Origin of the sequence: Faecalicatena fissicatena, from assembly GCF_016900595.1 — a bacterium.
Taxonomy (GTDB): Bacteria; Bacillota; Clostridia; order Lachnospirales; family Lachnospiraceae; genus Claveliimonas; species Claveliimonas intestinigallinarum.
On record NZ_JACLYY010000001.1, the window covers coordinates 267,059 to 283,650 of the forward strand.

General features: G+C 53.8%; 19 protein-coding genes. All 19 read right to left on the reverse strand.

Annotated features, from left to right (window positions below):
- Window positions 1-3: 3 nt before the first annotated feature.
- Complete coding sequence (locus H7U36_RS01340) at window positions 4-894, reverse strand: polyprenyl synthetase family protein (RefSeq protein ID WP_191493366.1); 891 nt, start codon at window positions 892-894, stop codon at window positions 4-6.
- 1 nt (window position 895) lies between these two features.
- Window positions 896-1,135, reverse strand: a complete 240-nt coding sequence (gene xseB / locus H7U36_RS01345; RefSeq protein WP_033125539.1) for an exodeoxyribonuclease VII small subunit — start codon at window positions 1,133-1,135, stop codon at window positions 896-898.
- Window positions 1,120-2,355, reverse strand: a complete 1,236-nt coding sequence (xseA, locus tag H7U36_RS01350; RefSeq protein ID WP_033125538.1) for an exodeoxyribonuclease VII large subunit — start codon at window positions 2,353-2,355, stop codon at window positions 1,120-1,122. Before xseA ends, xseB begins: the two co-directional genes overlap by 16 nt.
- 23 nt (window positions 2,356-2,378) lie before the next feature.
- Window positions 2,379-2,777 (reverse strand): transcription antitermination factor NusB, encoded by a 399-nt coding sequence (nusB, locus tag H7U36_RS01355; protein WP_033125537.1) that lies wholly within the window; start codon window positions 2,775-2,777, stop codon window positions 2,379-2,381.
- Window positions 2,778-3,161 carry an Asp23/Gls24 family envelope stress response protein gene (locus H7U36_RS01360; RefSeq protein ID WP_033125536.1) on the reverse strand — a complete coding sequence of 128 codons (384 nt, stop codon included), beginning with the start codon at window positions 3,159-3,161 and terminating at the stop codon, window positions 2,778-2,780.
- 110 nt (window positions 3,162-3,271) lie between these two features.
- Window positions 3,272-4,876: a peptide chain release factor 3 gene (locus tag H7U36_RS01365; protein WP_033125535.1), complete on the reverse strand. Its 1,605-nt coding sequence runs from the start codon at window positions 4,874-4,876 to the stop codon at window positions 3,272-3,274.
- Window positions 4,877-5,129: 253 nt separating this feature from the next.
- Window positions 5,130-6,269 (reverse strand): ABC transporter substrate-binding protein, encoded by a 1,140-nt coding sequence (locus H7U36_RS01370; RefSeq protein ID WP_205147541.1) that lies wholly within the window; start codon window positions 6,267-6,269, stop codon window positions 5,130-5,132.
- An 84-nt stretch (window positions 6,270-6,353) separates the two neighbouring features.
- Window positions 6,354-7,127: an ABC transporter ATP-binding protein gene (locus H7U36_RS01375; RefSeq protein ID WP_205147540.1), complete on the reverse strand. Its 774-nt coding sequence runs from the start codon at window positions 7,125-7,127 to the stop codon at window positions 6,354-6,356.
- Entirely contained in the window at window positions 7,127-8,200 is a 1,074-nt protein-coding gene (locus H7U36_RS01380) for an ABC transporter permease (protein ID WP_243425674.1), read from the reverse strand. Before H7U36_RS01380 ends, H7U36_RS01375 begins: the two co-directional genes overlap by 1 nt.
- Window positions 8,201-8,399: 199 nt before the next feature.
- On the reverse strand, window positions 8,400-9,170 hold the full coding sequence (locus H7U36_RS01385) for a lamin tail domain-containing protein (RefSeq protein ID WP_205147539.1): 771 nt from the start codon (window positions 9,168-9,170) through the stop codon (window positions 8,400-8,402).
- 97 nt (window positions 9,171-9,267) lie between these two features.
- On the reverse strand, window positions 9,268-9,924 hold the full coding sequence (locus H7U36_RS01390; protein WP_033125531.1) for a SpoIIIAH-like family protein: 657 nt from the start codon (window positions 9,922-9,924) through the stop codon (window positions 9,268-9,270).
- Window positions 9,925-9,936: 12 nt separating this feature from the next.
- Window positions 9,937-10,557: a SpoIIIAG-related protein gene (locus H7U36_RS01395; RefSeq protein ID WP_243426666.1), complete on the reverse strand. Its 621-nt coding sequence runs from the start codon at window positions 10,555-10,557 to the stop codon at window positions 9,937-9,939.
- Entirely contained in the window at window positions 10,547-10,951 is a 405-nt protein-coding gene (locus H7U36_RS01400) for a stage III sporulation protein AF (RefSeq protein WP_205155615.1), read from the reverse strand. Before H7U36_RS01400 ends, H7U36_RS01395 begins: the two co-directional genes overlap by 11 nt.
- Window positions 10,952-10,991: 40 nt before the next feature.
- A complete protein-coding gene (locus tag H7U36_RS01405) occupies window positions 10,992-12,203 on the reverse strand; it encodes a stage III sporulation protein AE (protein WP_205155616.1) in 1,212 nt (403 codons plus the stop codon).
- Window positions 12,200-12,586, reverse strand: a complete 387-nt coding sequence (locus H7U36_RS01410; protein ID WP_033125528.1) for a SpoIIIAC/SpoIIIAD family protein — start codon at window positions 12,584-12,586, stop codon at window positions 12,200-12,202. Before H7U36_RS01410 ends, H7U36_RS01405 begins: the two co-directional genes overlap by 4 nt.
- Before the next feature lie 54 nt (window positions 12,587-12,640).
- Window positions 12,641-12,835: a stage III sporulation protein AC gene (gene spoIIIAC, locus H7U36_RS01415; protein WP_033125527.1), complete on the reverse strand. Its 195-nt coding sequence runs from the start codon at window positions 12,833-12,835 to the stop codon at window positions 12,641-12,643.
- A 9-nt stretch (window positions 12,836-12,844) separates the two neighbouring features.
- Window positions 12,845-13,363: a stage III sporulation protein AB gene (locus tag H7U36_RS01420; protein WP_205147535.1), complete on the reverse strand. Its 519-nt coding sequence runs from the start codon at window positions 13,361-13,363 to the stop codon at window positions 12,845-12,847.
- Complete coding sequence (spoIIIAA, locus tag H7U36_RS01425) at window positions 13,360-14,277, reverse strand: stage III sporulation protein AA (RefSeq protein WP_205155617.1); 918 nt, start codon at window positions 14,275-14,277, stop codon at window positions 13,360-13,362. The genes H7U36_RS01420 and spoIIIAA overlap by 4 nt, the downstream gene beginning before the upstream one ends.
- A gap of 171 nt (window positions 14,278-14,448) precedes the next feature.
- The gene (locus H7U36_RS01430) at window positions 14,449-16,536 is read right to left on the reverse strand and encodes a polyribonucleotide nucleotidyltransferase (RefSeq protein ID WP_033125524.1); all 2,088 of its coding nucleotides are present in this window, start codon (window positions 16,534-16,536) and stop codon (window positions 14,449-14,451) included.
- Window positions 16,537-16,592 lie beyond the last annotated feature (56 nt).

Genomic DNA, 16,592 nt, shown 5'->3' on the forward strand with positions numbered 1-16,592 from the left:
TCCTTATTTCTCCCGGTGGATCAGCTTCTCGATGAGCCATGCCAGGTAGCCGTTTTCCCCGGGAAGCTCTCCCAGAAGACGGACAGCCTCCATGGACGCTGTCTCCACCAGCCTTCCCGCCTTCTTGAGTCCGACCAGAGTCACGTAGGTGCTCTTCTCATTCTTCTCATCGCTGTGGACCGGCTTTCCCAGCACCTCGCTGGTGCTGGTCACATCCAGGATGTCATCCTGCACCTGGAAGGCAAAGCCCACATTGGAGGCAATCTTCTCCACCTTCTTCACATCTCCATCCGAGGCGCCGGCGAGGATGGCGCCGATCATCATGGAGCTCTCGATAAGCGCCCCTGTCTTCAGCTCATAGATAAAATCCAGCACCTCTCTTGAGACAGCGTGTCCCGTCTCCTTCACATCCACCACCTGACCGCCGATCATGCCGTGGATGCCCGCCTTCGCGGACAGGACACGGAGGGCTTTTCCTATGAGAAGGGCTTTATCCGGATACTGCTCAAAAGCCGAGGAGGCCGTCTCAAAGGCATAGTTTAAAAGGGCATCGCCTGCCAGGATCCCCATGTCCTCCCCGTAGACCACATGGGTGGTCTTCCGTCCTCTCCGGTACTCGTCATTGTCCATAGCCGGCAGGTCGTCGTGGACAAGGGAGTAGGTGTGGATCATCTCCATAGCCGCCATAAAGGGCTCCACCAGCTCTCCCTCTCCGCCAAAGAGGCGGTAGGTCTCCTGCATCAGCATGGGGCGGAGCCGCTTGCCGCCTGCCATGAGGCTGTACTCCATGGCCTCCATGATGATCTTCTGCAATCCCTCCTTTGAGGGCAGATACTTTGTGAGCAGGGCCTCTATCTCCTCAACCTTCTGCTCCCGCTCTCGCTCATACTCCATCCTACTGCAACTCATGGGTCTCTCCTTTTTCATCCAGAACCTGTATCTGTTTTTCCACTCTGTCTATCCTGTCGCTGCACGCCTTCAGCATGTCCATTCCCCTGTGGTAGAGCTGAAAGGACTTCTCAAGGGAGGACTCCTCCTCCAGCGCTCCTGTCAACGCCTCCAGCTCCGCAAAGAGCTGCTCCAGCGTCTGCTCTCCTTCCGCGGGCACTGTCTGCTCCTCTATTCTCTCTTCCATGGTGTCCCTCCTTCATCCTGCACATCCTCCGCTCTGGCCCGGATCACACCGTCCGAGACGTAGATGCGCAGCTCCATATCTTTTTCCACCTGGCGGATGCTCTTAACCGCCTCACGTCTGCCGCCGGACTCCCTCTCCACGTAAGAGTAGCCCTGATTCAGCTTTCCGGCGGGGGAGAGCCCCCGCATCTTCTCAATGTAAATGGCAAGCTGGTGTCTCGCCCTCTGCACCTTCTGCTCCATGCTCCGCCTCATGGCATCCTCCAGCTCCACCAGCATCTGCCGTCTCTCCCGCAGCTTGTTGCCGGGGTGGAGATACTGGAGCCTGGCCTCGTATTTCTGAAGCCGCAGGCGGCTCACCTGGAGCACTCTGTCCATCTGCCTGTTCATCTGCAGGGCCGTCTCCTGCAGGCGCTGGTCAAAGAGCCGGATATCCCACACTGCCAGCTCGGCCGCAGCCGAGGGCGTGGGAGCCCGCAGGTCCGCCACATAGTCAGCGATGGTGGTGTCGGTCTCGTGTCCAACCGCGGAGATCACCGGCACAGAGCAGTCAAAGATGGCTCTGGCCACTATCTCCTCGTTGAAGGCCCAGAGATCCTCGATTGAACCGCCGCCTCTGCCAACGATCATCACATCCACACCGGCCTGCTCCAGCATGCGTATTCCTTTTACAATGCTCTCCTTTGCCCCCTCACCCTGCACCTGGGCCGGGTAGAGAATGAGCTGCACGTAGGGATTCCGGCGCCTGCTGATATTCATGATATCCCGCACAGCCGCCCCGGTGGATGCCGTCACTACGCCCACCCGCATGGCAAAGGGCGGGATGGGTTTTTTGTACTCGGGGGCAAACATGCCCATCTCCTCCAGCTCCTTTTTCAGGGCCTGGAATTTCTCGTATAGAACGCCCTCACCGTCCAGCCGGATCTGCCTCGCGTAGAGCTGGTATGTACCTCCACGCTCATACACGCTGACCGAGCCAAAGACGATCACCTGCTGTCCCTCCGTCATACGAAAAGAGAGCCCTCCACGCTGCCCTGCAAACATGACACAGGCAATCGTTCCGGACTCATCCTTCAATGAAAAATATATATGACCCGACGTGTGGTACTTACAGTTTGACACTTCGCCTTTAACGTAAATACGGTTCAGCATGAAATCCTGGGTGAACATATTCCGGATATAGGCATTTACCTGTTTTACTGTATAAACATTTCCCGCCATGATCTGTCAATGCACCTCTCGTCTCAGTCTGCGATCCTGGCCAGAACGCCGTTTATGAAAGAGGGGCTCTCGTCCCCGCCAAACCGCTTGGCAAGCTCCACTGCCTCGTTGATCGCCACAGACACAGGCACGTCATCGTCCCACTTCATCTCATAGACAGCCAGGCGCAGGATCGTAAGATCCACCTTGTTCATCCTGGTGGTCTTCCAGCCTGTCGTGTGCTCACCGATCAGCTTGTCGATCTCCTCCTTGTGCTCAGCGACAGCCTGGGCTTTCTTCTGGATATATTCCCTGTCCTTCTCCTTCGCCTCCTCAAGCTGGTCAAAATACAGCTCCAGCTGCTGGGGCATCTCCTCTTCGGCGTTGAACTCCAGTCCAAACACCAGCTTAAATATATGTTCCCTAGACTCTGATCTCTTCACTTACGCTTCCTCCGGAACATCCACGCCTGCGATGCGGATATTCACGTCCGCAACAGTAAGGCCTGTCATATTTTCGATGGCTGCCTTCACCTTCTCCTGCACCTTCTGGCAGATGTCCATGACATTGTAGCCATACTTCAGGTTCAGCTTCAGGGACACTGTGACAATCCCCTCCAGCACGTCCACCTTCACGCCCTTTGACAGGGACTTCATGCCCAGCTTGCTGATCAGCTCTCTCGTGGCATTGCCGGACATGGACGCCACTCCGTCCACCTCCATGGCCGCAAGGCCGGCGATGATGGCCACCACCTCGTCAGCGATCTTCACCTCGCCGAGATTTTCATCCTCTTTTATTGTATAGGTACTTCTCTCGTCTTTTCCCATAAAAATGCCCTCCATATATGTGTTACAAATTCACATTACATTATTAATATACATTATAACAAATTTATATGCAAATGCCAACACTTTCTCCTGCGAACGAACTCCGTGTCCTATGAGCGGCCGAACTCTGAGAGGACAAGTCCCTCGTTCCGGTCCAGAGTCATGCGAATACTCCATTCGTTGATAAAGAGGAGCAGCGGACGGTCCTTCAGATCCTTGATTTTCTTCATGTCCGAAGTGCCTACAAGGTGATCCAGATCCAGGTCTTCGTTCTCGATCCAGCGGATGTGCTCGTAGGGCAGCGTATCCAGGCGGATTTCCACCTTGTACTCGTTCTCCAGACGGTACTTGAGCACGTCGAACTGTAGGACGCCCACAACGCCCACGATAATCTCCTCCATACCGGTATTGTACTCCTGGAAGATCTGGATGGCTCCCTCCTGGGCAATCTGGCTGATACCCTTGATGAACTGCTTTCTCTTCATGGTGTCCACCTGGCGGACTCTTGCAAAGTGCTCCGGGGCAAAGGTGGGGATGCCCTCAAAGGCAAATTTCTCCGGGGAGGCGGTCAACGTATCTCCGATGGAGAAAATGCCCGGGTCAAAGACGCCGATGATATCTCCCGCATAGGCGTTCTCAATGATCTTTCTCTCGCTGGCCATCATCTGCTGGGGCTGGGAGAGCCGCACCTTCTTGCCCCCCTGGATGTGATGGACCTCCATGCCGGCGTCAAATTTGCCGGAGCAGATGCGCATGAAGGCGATCCTGTCCCTGTGGGCCTTGTTCATGTTAGCCTGTATCTTGAACACAAAGGCCGAGAAATCCGGCTCCTCCATGGGATCGATGTCCCCCTTGTCAGATTTTCTCGGGAGAGGGGATGAGGTCATATCAAGGAAGTGCTGCAGGAAGGTCTCCACGCCAAAGTTGGTCAGTGCGGAGCCGAAAAATACCGGCGACAGCTCTCCACGGCTGACCAGCTCCTGGTCAAACTCGGCTCCGGCTCCGTCCTGGAGCTCAATCTCCTCCTCCAGCTGTAGTCTCTGGTTGTCATCGATGAGCCAGGTGATCTCCGGGTCATCGATCTTCACCTTTTTGACCTCTCCCTGGGTCGTTCCCTTCTTTGTGTCGGAGAAGAGCTCCACCTCTCTCTCCTTCCTGTCATACACGCCCTTAAAGCTCTTGCCCGAGCCGATGGGCCAGTTGATGGGGCAGGTCGCAATTCCCAGCTCATTCTCGATGTCGTCCAGCAGCTCAAAGGTATCCATGGCCTCCCGGTCCATCTTGTTGATAAAGGTAAAGATGGGGATGTGGCGCATGGTACAGACCTTGAACAGCTTTCTCGTCTGGGCCTCCACACCCTTGGACGCGTCGATCACCATGACGGCGGAGTCCGCCGCCATCAGAGTCCGGTAGGTATCCTCCGAGAAGTCCTGGTGACCCGGTGTATCCAGAATATTGATGCAGTACCCGTCGTACTCAAACTGCAGGACAGAGGATGTGACGGAGATACCTCTCTCCTTCTCAATCTCCATCCAGTCCGACACAGCGTGCTTTGCGGTAGCCTTTCCCTTCACGCTTCCCGCCTGGTTGATGGCTCCCCCGTAGAGCAGGAACTTCTCTGTCAGAGTCGTCTTTCCCGCGTCCGGGTGGGAAATGATGGCAAAGGTGCGGCGCCTTTTGATTTCATCTTTCATCTGTTTTGTCAATTCCGGCATGATATAAGCTCTCCTCTATATTCTAATTTACATCAGATAGTCGTTTTACTCCGAATATACAGTTTACCACAGGTCGTGCCGTCTGTGCAATCGTTATTCATTTTTTCTGCTCTGTAAAAGTCACAAGGTTTTAACATCTGCCTCTTTGATCCATTTTTTCCCTTATCATCTTGCTAAAGCTATATGAAAAGGGCGTCCCTCAGTCATTCTCTGACTTTCAGGATGCCCTCTCGTTATCTTCGCATATTAATTTTTACTGTTTCTGCTCAATCGGAATCACCGCATTTTCCGGTTCAACCGGATCACCTACAGTGAGACCCTCAATCTCTTCGTCCGGGCAAACCTCTGTCCAAGCCATATCCATGATTTCATCCACAGTCAGATCCTGATTTTCAATAATTCCAAGTCTCAGGTAATCCTCTGCGATCTCTCTCAGAGACTGCTCTGTAAATGCGTCAGACAGTCCAAAATGAAGGGAATCCCAGAACTTCTGTTGTACTTCCTGATCTCCTGTCATCATGTCCGTGTCATACATGAGCTGTACTGCATCCTCAGAGTTTAAGCGCGCATACTGTCCGGCACGTTTAATAGCCTTTACAATATATTTTGCATGAACCGGATTTTTCTCAAGGAAATCATTGTTCATCGCTGTCACGCAGCATGCCTCATCCTGGAATTCCGGGCTGTATGTAATAGAGCAGATCATACGCATATCATCCGGATAGTTGGCCATCACAAAATAATCAGAAAAAATTGTAGCATCCACTTCGCCATTTTCCATGCTGGCAACAGTTGCTGCATTGTCCTCGACATTCAGGAACTCTACTTCTGTAGTCGGATCTACCCCATACTCATCAAGAAGACGGTAGCAGATATTCTGGTCAGAATTTCCAATTCCATCGTGGATTGCGATCGTTTTGCCTTTCAGATCCTCTACGGACTGAATATCGCTGTCAGCCGGAACATAGATGGACTTGCATCCGATATGTGCGCCGCACACGAATGTCATATCCACTCCATTTGTTACAGGAACAAGCATTGTGGCAATATGGTCAGTTCCCCACATACACTGGCCCGTTCCAACAGTCTCCACTACAGAACTACCCTGCACATAGGTAGCATTGATACCATACTCCTCATAATACCCCAGCTCTTCTGCAAGGTATTTTGCTGATACGCATGCTCCTCCATTAAACAGGTACTTCAGCTCTGTTCCAAAAGCCGGCTCTTTCTGCATTGCTTCCCAGTCTTCCTCTGAAACTGCCTCCGGTCGTTCTGTACTTGCATCCTTTCCACTGCCTTCACTCTTATCAGAGCTGCTCTGTCCGCAGGCTGCAAGTGAAAAAACCATCATTCCGGCAAGTAAAGATGCTGCGATTCTTTTCAATTTCATACTTTCTCTCCTTCTTGTATATTTTATTCTAAAAACCGATCCGGAAATTTCCTTCTCAGTTAAAAGAATCTTGTTTTAAATCCGCTAACTGCGGATCCCCCCATAATGGAGTTTATTTAAGATTTCATTTCTATACTCTACAAACATGGCTGACGATCTGTCTCTGGGATATTTTTCTTTTATAGTTATGTCTGATACAACTCTGCCCGGATTTGAATCCATAACAATCACTCTGCTTCCCATATAGACTGCCTCATCCACATCATGTGTCACCATAATAGCCAGCTGCTCCTTTTCCTGCCATATCCGCAGGATTTCGTCCTGCATATTCATACGCGTGAACGCATCAAGCGCTCCAAGAGGCTCATCCAGAAGCAGAATGTCCGGCTCATTGATCAGGGAGCGGACAAGCGCCACTCTTTGGGCCATTCCACCAGAGAGCTGTCCCGGATAATCATCCCTGAACGACCCTAGTCCGATGACATCAAGCATCTTTTCAACTTTGTCTTCATTTCCTTTCAGCTTTCCCTGCATTTTAAGACTGAAAGCTATGTTATCTTTTACGGTAAGCCACGGAAAAAGAGTTGGTTTTTGGAATACCATCCCCCTCTCCGGAGAAGGGCCCTGTATCTCATTGTCATCTACAGTCAGTTTCCCTGTTGTCGGCATGATCAGCCCGGCCACCAGACGCAGTATAGTTGATTTTCCACAGCCTGATGGTCCTACCAGACTAATAAACTCCCCGCTTTTCATTGTCAGATTGATCTCGTTCAGCGCATGAGTTACTTCATCCGTCTCAATTTTCGCGAAACTTTTTGAAACATGATCCAGTTTTAATGTTACTTTTTTTTCTACCATTATTTAACAACTCCATTCTGCCAGCGTAAGACACGACGTTTGATCAAATCAAGAACCTTCGTAACAACTGTAAATATAAAGCAGATCACGAACAATGCCGCAAACATCTTGTCATAGCTTGACCAGGATTTTGCCCAGGTCATATACCATCCAAGACCTGCCTTTACTCCCATCATCTCCGCGATCATGATAGCCGTACAAGCAGAGCTCATCGCCTGTGTCATTCCCTGAAGAATAGATGGCATTGCATGAGGGATCGCCACCCGGAAGACCAGCTGTCTCTCGTTGGCCCCCAGCGTTCTCGCCGCTTCAAAAAAGTCCTTGTCCACATTTGAAATTCCTGTCATAGAAGCGACGGTTACCGCAAACCATGACCCGAGAGCGATAATAAACACAGCTCCGCCGAAAAGGGAAGTCGCTACAACCATGACGATCGGGATCCACGTAGAAGTAGGAATTGGTCCAAGAAATTTAATAACCGGATCAATCCAGTAGCGTACTTTTTTGGAATAGCCGCAGGTAATTCCTGTGATAAGTCCAAGAACCACACCGATAAAATAGCCCAGGAACAGAAGCCGCAGGGTATGTAAGGTTGACTCGATCAAATATCCTTTATCGTTCCACGCCGCATTCAAGATAGAGTTCATACACGGTACAAAAGGCTGTGTCAGAATTCCTGTCTTCAACGTCAGGTAATCATATGCGAGCAGCAGCAAAAAAAGTGCTGAATAAAGCGGTGCCTTGTAACGGACTCTTTCTATGATTGTCTTATCTCCTCGAAGCCTCCGAATCACTCCCACGGCTCCATAGAGAACATACGCAGCAATCAGTACAATGAGAAGTCCAAGATATGTTTTGGGATCATTATTGCTGCTTCCATCCGGAATCAGCTGATATTCCAGAATAGCTGCAATACCGCATATGATTGGCAAAAGACTGATCACAACATCCAGTATCTTCTGCACAAAAGACTTTTCTTTCTCCTCCAATTCTTTTAACTGTTGCCTGGTCAGATTCTCAAGATGATCCGAATTCATATTCTTCTTTGAACCCGCTTTCTGGTTTAACGCCATAACGAACACTCCTTATCCCTGCGTTATCTGTTTTGTTATTTTTCTAACACTCAAACGGGTTCATTTTATCATATACATTTTCAAAAATAAAATTGTTAATTTTTATAATTGTTTTCATCTATCGACACATTCTATACTAATACAATTTTCCAATAAAAAAGCGCTGATCTGTATTCCAGATCAACGCAATACTTATTTTTTATCCCTCTTCTCCGTCCGCTGCCCCGTAGGAGCTGTGGGGCTCGTAGAGGTTTTCATACTCCGGCGTCACCCTGCCGTCCCAGTAGAAGGTCCGCAGCCCTTTTCCGCTTCTTCCACTCTCCCCTCTTGCCGCCTCTCCATTGACTACAGACGTGCTGGCGGAGACGAGATACTGGCAGCTGCTCCCCTCTGTGGAAACCATATCTACAAGGTTCGCTCCCTCGTAGAGCTTCAGTGTGACTGTGGGCTGGTCGTCGATCACAAGATCCTGCCACATCCTGTTAAAGCTCTCTATCTGGTAAGCTCTATCTTCCTGCACATTGCCTGCGCCGCACACGAGATAGTAGCCGTGGGCCGGTATGGATCCGGCCAGCCCGACTGTCCTCTCTGTCCGCACGCCGTCGCTGTCCACGGTGGAGCCGGCCTCGTCCTCCACGGCCCCCGAGCTGTAGCCCAGTATGTAATCGTCCAGACGAACGGCCTCGTCTCCAGAGTTGTAGAGCTCTACAAAGTCGTTGGAGAAGACTCCCTCCCCGCCTCCGGCTCCGTAGAACTGGGAAATGATCACCTTCCCCTGCTGTCCTGTCTGTTGTCCTGGCTCTGTTTTCTCCACAGCTTCTGCCTCTGCCTGGAAAGCCGTCCTGTTCGCCGGAGCCTGCACAGCTCCCGCTCTCATGCCGTACATGCCGGCCAGACCGGCGGCCACCACTGCGGCGGACAAAAGCTTGATAAACGCATCCCGAAGCGCCCTTTTCTCTCTCCCTGTCATCCTCTCATTCCCTTTCTGCCCCTGGTATCTTTCTTCGTTCTTATCTTAACAGCTCCAGTTCAAATCCATCTTTGCTTTCCGTTAAATCTTTGTAAAGCTACTCCGCTGTGTTGATGGGTGTGATGACGATATTCTGGGCGGCAATCCCGGTTTTTCTTGTAATAATATCCTCGATCTGCGCCCGGTTAGCGTCCGACAGCTCCGAGGCGCTGACCACCACGTCCGCGCTGTCCGCCGTCAGGCTGACTACCGCGTCAGTAAATCCCTTGGAGGCCAGCAGGGTTTCGGACGCCGCCTCCTTTTCCGCAAGATCAGTCATCTGGACCATCTGGTTGACAGCGTCCTGCTTCTGCTCATCGCTCAGATTTTGGTTGTCAATGATGGAGAGGAGATCCTCCTTGTTCTTTGCCCGCACCTGCTCTCTTGTCACCTTCGCCTCTGCCACCACCGCGCTGGCATCCCCGCTTGTCAGCACAGCCTCGCCGGGTGTGCCGTCCACACCTCCGTCGTCTGTCTCCCCGTCCGTCCCGGCAGCGTCCCCGTCTACATCCTGGCTCTCAATGTCGTCCGAGCTGGCGGACACGTCCTCCTCGGATATGTCCAGAAGCTCCTGGCTGGCCAGATCCCCGCTCGTCTGAGCCGCGTCGTCCTTCTCCCCGAAGAGCCGCCCCGAGTAGTTCAGATACCCTGCCGCAGCGATCATGACCGCAAGAGCCGCAATGATGATCTGGTTTTTCCTGAATATTTTTTTCACTCTGCTACCTCCTTAATTTTCATTCAGCTTCATCACCTTAATTTTATGCGTGTCTACATTAAATAATGCCTGCACCGCCTCCGTTATGTTCTGCACGGTGACGGGCTGGTCCCCGCCCTGGGCGATCACCACCACCCCCTCCACGGAAGGGGTCAGCTCCTTTGTCACGTAGGGCTCCTGCCCGGCGGAGGTGCCGCTGCCAGGCTCACCGTATACGGTGGTACCGCTGGAGCTGCTCCTTGCTGTGGTGCGTGTTCCCCCCTGGCTGTCCTCCTCTGTCACCGTCTCGCTCTCCTGCTCCTCATCCTTCTCCACCACCTTCTCGGAGGTGGAACGGAGGGTCACCATGACCTTCACCTTCCCCACGCCGGACACCTCTGACAGGGCCTCCTCCAGTCTTTTCTCCATGTACTGCGCATAGTCCTCACCTCCGGAAAGCCCGGTGCCCGTCGCCTGCCCGCCCTGGGACAGGGAGGAGTCCTCCTCCCCGCTTTTGTCTGAGACGGGGAGGGTGACCACCAGCAGCAGCACACCCGACAGGAGAAGGATCAGCAGCCGATCCTTCCGAAGCCAGGTCCTGGCGCCTCCTGCCGTCAGCTTTCCAAGCCATTCTTTGATTTTTTTACTGTCCAATCCTGATCTCCTCCACACTGATCCTGTTGCCCCCCGTCTCCTCTGCCTCCGGCTCTTTAGTGTCAGGCTCTTCGGGGCCCGGCTCCGCGCTGTCCGGCTTTCCGCCATTCGCCGGCAGGCCCTCCCCTGACCCGATATCCTCCAGGTAGGCCCCCGCCTCCTGGATCTGCCGCAGTTCCTCCGCGTAGGCAGTGCCCTGGTAGATGGCAGAGAACTCCTGCCCCATGCCCAGCAGCTTCATGACCGGCGTCAGGAGGAGGATGACGAGCAGGAGCCCTGTGAAAAAGCGGATATATTTTTTGTAGGCCTGGCCGGGGATCACATGGCTGAGCACGGCGGAGAACACCATAAAATAAGCGAGGCTCCTGATCCACCCATAGAGCTGCTCCAGCATATCGCACCTCCTTTTCTCACGATTATTACCTGCCTGCTCTCTATCCGCTGTTCGTGGTAGCAGCCACAATGGCCACAGTCAGGAGAAAGAGCATGCCGGCGGTAAAGATGAGCCGCATCAGGAGCTGGCAGGCGTCTGCCATTCCACCGATGCAGCCGATGAGCCGTTTGTCCGACACAGGCTGCAGGACCGCAGCGGCCAGCTTATACATGAGCACCATGAGACCGGCCTGCACAAGGGGCACCATGCAAAGCGCAAAGCAGATGATCACACCGGCTATGCCAATGCCGTTTTTGACCACCACCGCCGTACCGAGGATGACCTCCGCCGTGCCGCCGATGGCGTCTCCCACGCCTGGTATGGCCTCCACGCCCCGGGTCAGCACACTGCGCTTTACGCTGTCTACAGCCGGGGCGATAAGCCCCTGTATAGTGTTCAGCCCGATGACAAGTGCCAGCAGAGTCTTTAGAGTCCAGGACACGATGGTCTCGATCAGCTCGATAAATCTGGACAGGTACTCCTCCTGGGACAGATAGTTCAGCACCTTGATCATCATGTACACATGAAGGGCAGGCAGCAGAAGCTTCACCATAAATACCTCCACCAGCAGGATGACAAAAAGCGCCAGATTGTAGAACGCCGCGGCTGTCATGCTCCCCTTTGCCAGGGAGACAGCGATAAAGTAGACCGGACAGAGGGCCTTCATAAATTCTGTCAGAAGCCCGATCCCGTCCTCCACCCAGGCCGCTGCGCTCTGGAAGGCTCCCAGACAGAGAGCGATCATAAGCATGTAGAGCACATAGAAGCTGATCTCTGATATCTGGCGCGCCTGAAAGACCTCCGCAAAATTGGCAAACACAGCCGCGATCACCGCGATGAGGACCATGTGGATCAGACTCTCCCGGTTTACCTCCAGGGCGTGAAAGAGCTGATCCGATATGAGCCGCCCAAGGAGATCCACCGAGACGGACAGGTCTCCTGTGATGACAGCCCTGACCGTCTCTCCAAAGTCCAGCTTTTCATCCGGGAAGATCTCCTCCAGCGTCTCATTGATCTGATCCAGTTCCAGCTCTTCCTCCAGTATCTCCTCTGCCCGGTCTGTTGTCTGCATCTGCTCCTTCTCTTCTGTATCCGCCGCCAGGCTCCTGGCCGGAGCAAGGAGACAGCAGGCGAGGAGGCAGCAGACAAGGACAGGCAGCAGGAGGCACAGACGCCGTAATGGCAGGCGGCTTCCCTTTCTTCTGTGGCTCATGACAGAAACTCCCCTATCAGCTCCAGCAGCGAGAACACCACCGGCAGGCCCAGCACGAGAACCGCCAGCTTGGCAAACACTTCGATCTGCTGGGCAATGGTCTGATAGCCTGCATCCCTGCACAGGGCCGAGGAAAATTCAGCCACAAAAGTGATCCCCAGCATTTTCAGCAACATCTCTATGTAGGCCGGAGCCAGATCAATGTAGGCTGTGATCTCGTCCAGGCGGGCCACCACCGCCGCGATCCTGTCAAGGACGGCAAAAAAGATGAGAAGGCTGATGCCGGCGCAGATATATATCCCGTATTCTGTTTTTCCGCCCTTGAACTGGATGGCCAGGAGCGTTCCCGCCACCCCCAGCAGGGCAATCTGTAAAATGTCCATCTTCCATCACCTTGTCTTCCCTCGGCGTCCGCCACGCTGTCAGAGCAGAGGGCTCTACAGCGAAAACAGGCCCTGTATGGCTGCAAACAGATCATAAATGTAGGGCACGATCCAGAACAGTACAAGGAGGAGTCCCGCCAGGCTTGTGAGAAAGGCCTGCTCTTCCCTGCCGCTGTGCTTCAGCACCTGGCTCAGCACAGAGACAAGGATGCCAACTGCCGCAATTTTAAATATCAGATCTACTTCCATCTTCTCCTCCTATATGAGCAGGATTGCCAGCAGGATACCGCCGGACATGCCGAGGACCCTGTAAAGCTTTTTCTGTGTCTGCATGGTCTGCTGCATTTCCTCCATCCGCGTCTCCAGGTGCTCCGCATACATCTGCAGGTGGGAGATCTGCATCTTCACATCCGCTGTCCCCAGGTAACGCCCCAGGGCGTACAGCCTCCTCTTCTCCCCCTCCTTCAGCGCCAGCCTGGCAAGGTGCTCTCTGGCTGTCTCCTCCCAGATACAGGGCAAAGAGCCCTCCTCCCGCAGGTCCATTTTCTCCTGCATACTGAGGAGCCAGGACCGGTAAGGCTCCTCCTGGTTTGCCGCGATGGCAAGGAAGGCCTCCGATAGAAAGGATCTGGCGTATCGGATCTCCCCCTGGAGCATGTACACGATCCTGCGGATGTCCTGCATCTGCCGGTACTCCTCCTCCAGTGTGTCCGCAGCCCGAAAGCCGAACAGAGAAGCTGCGCCGATGACAAGAAATCCGCCGGCCAGCCGGATCATCCCTCCCTCCTCACGGGCCGCCCGTACTCGTCGTATATGCCCTCTATCTGTCCTCTTCCCTCCAGGACGATGTACCGCTCAAAGCGCTTCTCGTCAATCATTTTTCTGGATACCGGCTTCTTCCTCAGCTCTTCAATGGAGGCGCCGTGCATGGTGGCGATCAGCTTACAGCCGCAGTGCATGGCGTACTCTATAGCGTGCACATCCTCCTGGGCACCTATCTCATCCACAGCGATCACCTGGGGCGCCATGGAGCGGATCAGCATGATCATGCCCTCCGCCTTGGGGCATCCGTCCAGCACGTCTGTGCGTATGCCCAGATGATTTTGGGCCACTCCCCTCCAGCAGCCCGCGATCTCTGACCGCTCGTCCACCACACCCACTGTCATGCCCTTTACAAGCTGGTTTCCGTCGGAAATCTGCCGGACCATGTCCCGCAGAAGGGTCGTCTTTCCGCATCCCGGCGGCGAGAGGATCAGGGTGTGCGCCACCCTGCCGCCCCGGACCACATAGGGCATGATCTTGTCCGCGCACCCTTCTATCTCATGGGAAATGCGGATGTTGACCGAGGAGATATACTTCAGATTTTTCACATGCCCTCCGTCCAGTATGACCTGCCCTGTCATGCCCACTCTGTGTCCTCCCTCTATCGTGATAAATCCCTGCCTCATCTCATCCTCATAGGCGTAGAGGGAGAAGTTGCTCGTGTAATCCACGGCCTCCCTCACATCTCTTGCCGTCACCACATAGGGGTGGCCCCTGCCGGGGATCCTCTCCTCCCCGCGGCACCTAATCAGCAGCGGCTGACCGATACGGAGCTTGATCTCCTGAAGCTCGTCATAAGTTGTAACCTCTTTATCCAGCACCTGCCGCACCCTCTCCGGGAGGATGCTCCACACTCTTTCTTTCTGCATCTTTGTCCACCTCTTTAACCCATATATATGTTGTGGACAATCATTTATTCCTGTCAGCTTTCAAAACCCACAATAAAAAGGCATGCCTCAGAGCCCATAAAAGGGGATGAAGCATGCCTTTTTTTGCATTGATAGCTTTCTGTATTCTTCTATATCCTGCGCGGTCTGTCTCTACTGCGCCACGTCCTTCATACTGAAGGAGAAGCGTCCCATCTTGTCCTTTCCGAGGCATACGACCTTCACCACATCGCCCAGGGTGAGCACGTCCTCCACCTGCTTGATGTGCTGCTTGGAGATCTTGGAAATGTGTACCATTCCCTCTTTTCCAGGAGCAAACTCAAGGAAAGCGCCAAACTCTTTGATGCTGACAACCTTTCCTTCCAGCACCTGTCCGGCCTCAAAATCTGTGACGATGATCTCGATAAGGCGTCTCGCCCTCTCCATGGACTCGCTCTCTGTTCCGCAGATGGATACAGAGCCGTCGTCCTCAATATCGATCTTCACGCCGGTCTCCTCGATGATGGCATTGATGGTCTTTCCTCTCTGGCCAACCACATCACCGATCTTCTGGGGATCGATCTGCATCTGGATGATCTTCGGCGCATAGGGGCCCACCTCCGGTCTTGGCTCAGCGATAGTCTTTGCCATCACCTCGTCCAGGATGTAGGTTCTTGCCTTCTTTGTGGCTGCAATGGCCTCCTCGATGATGGGCCTTGTCAGTCCGTGGATCTTAATATCCATCTGGATGGCTGTGATACCCTTGTGCGTACCTGCCACCTTGAAGTCCATATCCCCGAAGAAGTCCTCCAGTCCCTGAATGTCTGTCAGCACCAGGTAATCGTCATCTGTCTCCCCTGTCACCAGGCCTGCGGAGATACCCGCAACTGCGGATTTGATGGGCACGCCCGCCGCCATCAGCGACATGGAGGAGGCGCACACGCTGGCCTGGGATGTGGAACCGTTGGACTCAAATGTCTCGGACACTGTGCGGATAGCATAAGGGAACTCGCTCTCGCTGGGAAGTACAGGTATAAGTGCTCTCTCAGCCAGGGCTCCGTGACCGATCTCGCGGCGTCCCGGTCCTCTGGAAGGTCTTGTCTCGCCTACAGAGTAGGACGGGAAATTGTAGTGGTGCATATAGCGCTTGGATGTCTCACGCTCGTCCAGCCCGTCCAGGCGCTGCGCCTCAGACAGAGGCGCCAGTGTAGTCACTGTGCAGATCTGTGTCTGTCCTCTCGTAAACATGGCGGAGCCGTGCACTCTCGGGATCAGATCCACCTCCGCGGAGAGAGGACGGATCTGGTCGATGGCCCTTCCGTCCGGGCGCTTGTGATCCTTCAGGATCATCTTGCGCACCGTCTTTTTCTGATACTGGTACACTGCCTCAGACAGCTTCTCCAGATACTCCTCGTTGTCTGCAAAGGCCTCCTCCAGCTTCTCTGTCACCTGGCGGATATTCTCCTCTCTTGTCTGCTTATCGTCCGTGAAGACTGCCTCCTCCATCTCCTGGGGCGGAACCACCTTCTGGATGTCGTCAAACAGCTCCTGGGGAACAGCAAAGCTCTCATAGGAGTGCTTCGGCTTTCCGCACTCAGCAACGATGGTCTCGATGAAGGCGATGACCTTCTGGTTCAGCTCATGGGCCGCAAAGATGGCCTCGATCATCTTGTCCTCCGGAACCTCGTTTGCGCCGGCCTCGATCATGATCACCTTCTCCTTTGTGGATGCCACGGTGAGGGCCAGGTCGGAAGCCTCTCTCTGGTCTGCGGTTGGGTTGAACACGAACTCGCCGTCCACCAGACCCACCTGTGTGGTGGAGATAGGGCCGTCAAAGGGGATGTCGGAAATGCATGTGGCGATGGCAGCTCCCAGCATGGCCGTCAGCTCAGGCGCACAGTCCTGATCCACAGACAGCACCAGGTTCTCCAGCGTTACATCGTTTCTGTAGTCCTTTGGGAAAAGGGGGCGCATAGGCCGGTCGATGACGCGATCTGTGAGGATGGCGTTCTCGGAAGCCTTTCCCTCACGCTTGTTAAATCCGCCCGGGATCTTTCCGACAGCGTACATTCTCTCATTGTACTCAACGCTCAGCGGGAAGAAATCAATGCCCTCCCGGGGTTTCTCAGATGCGGTTGCCGTACAAAGAACCGTCGTGTCGCCATAGTGCATGAGCACAGCGCCGTTGGCCTGCTTGGCCACTCTGTCCACATCGACACGGAGTGTTCTTCCGGCTAATTCCATTTCATACTTCTTATACATGTCATTCTCCTTTTAAAAATAGTATTCAGCCGGGGCAGGCAAAACCGAAACTACTG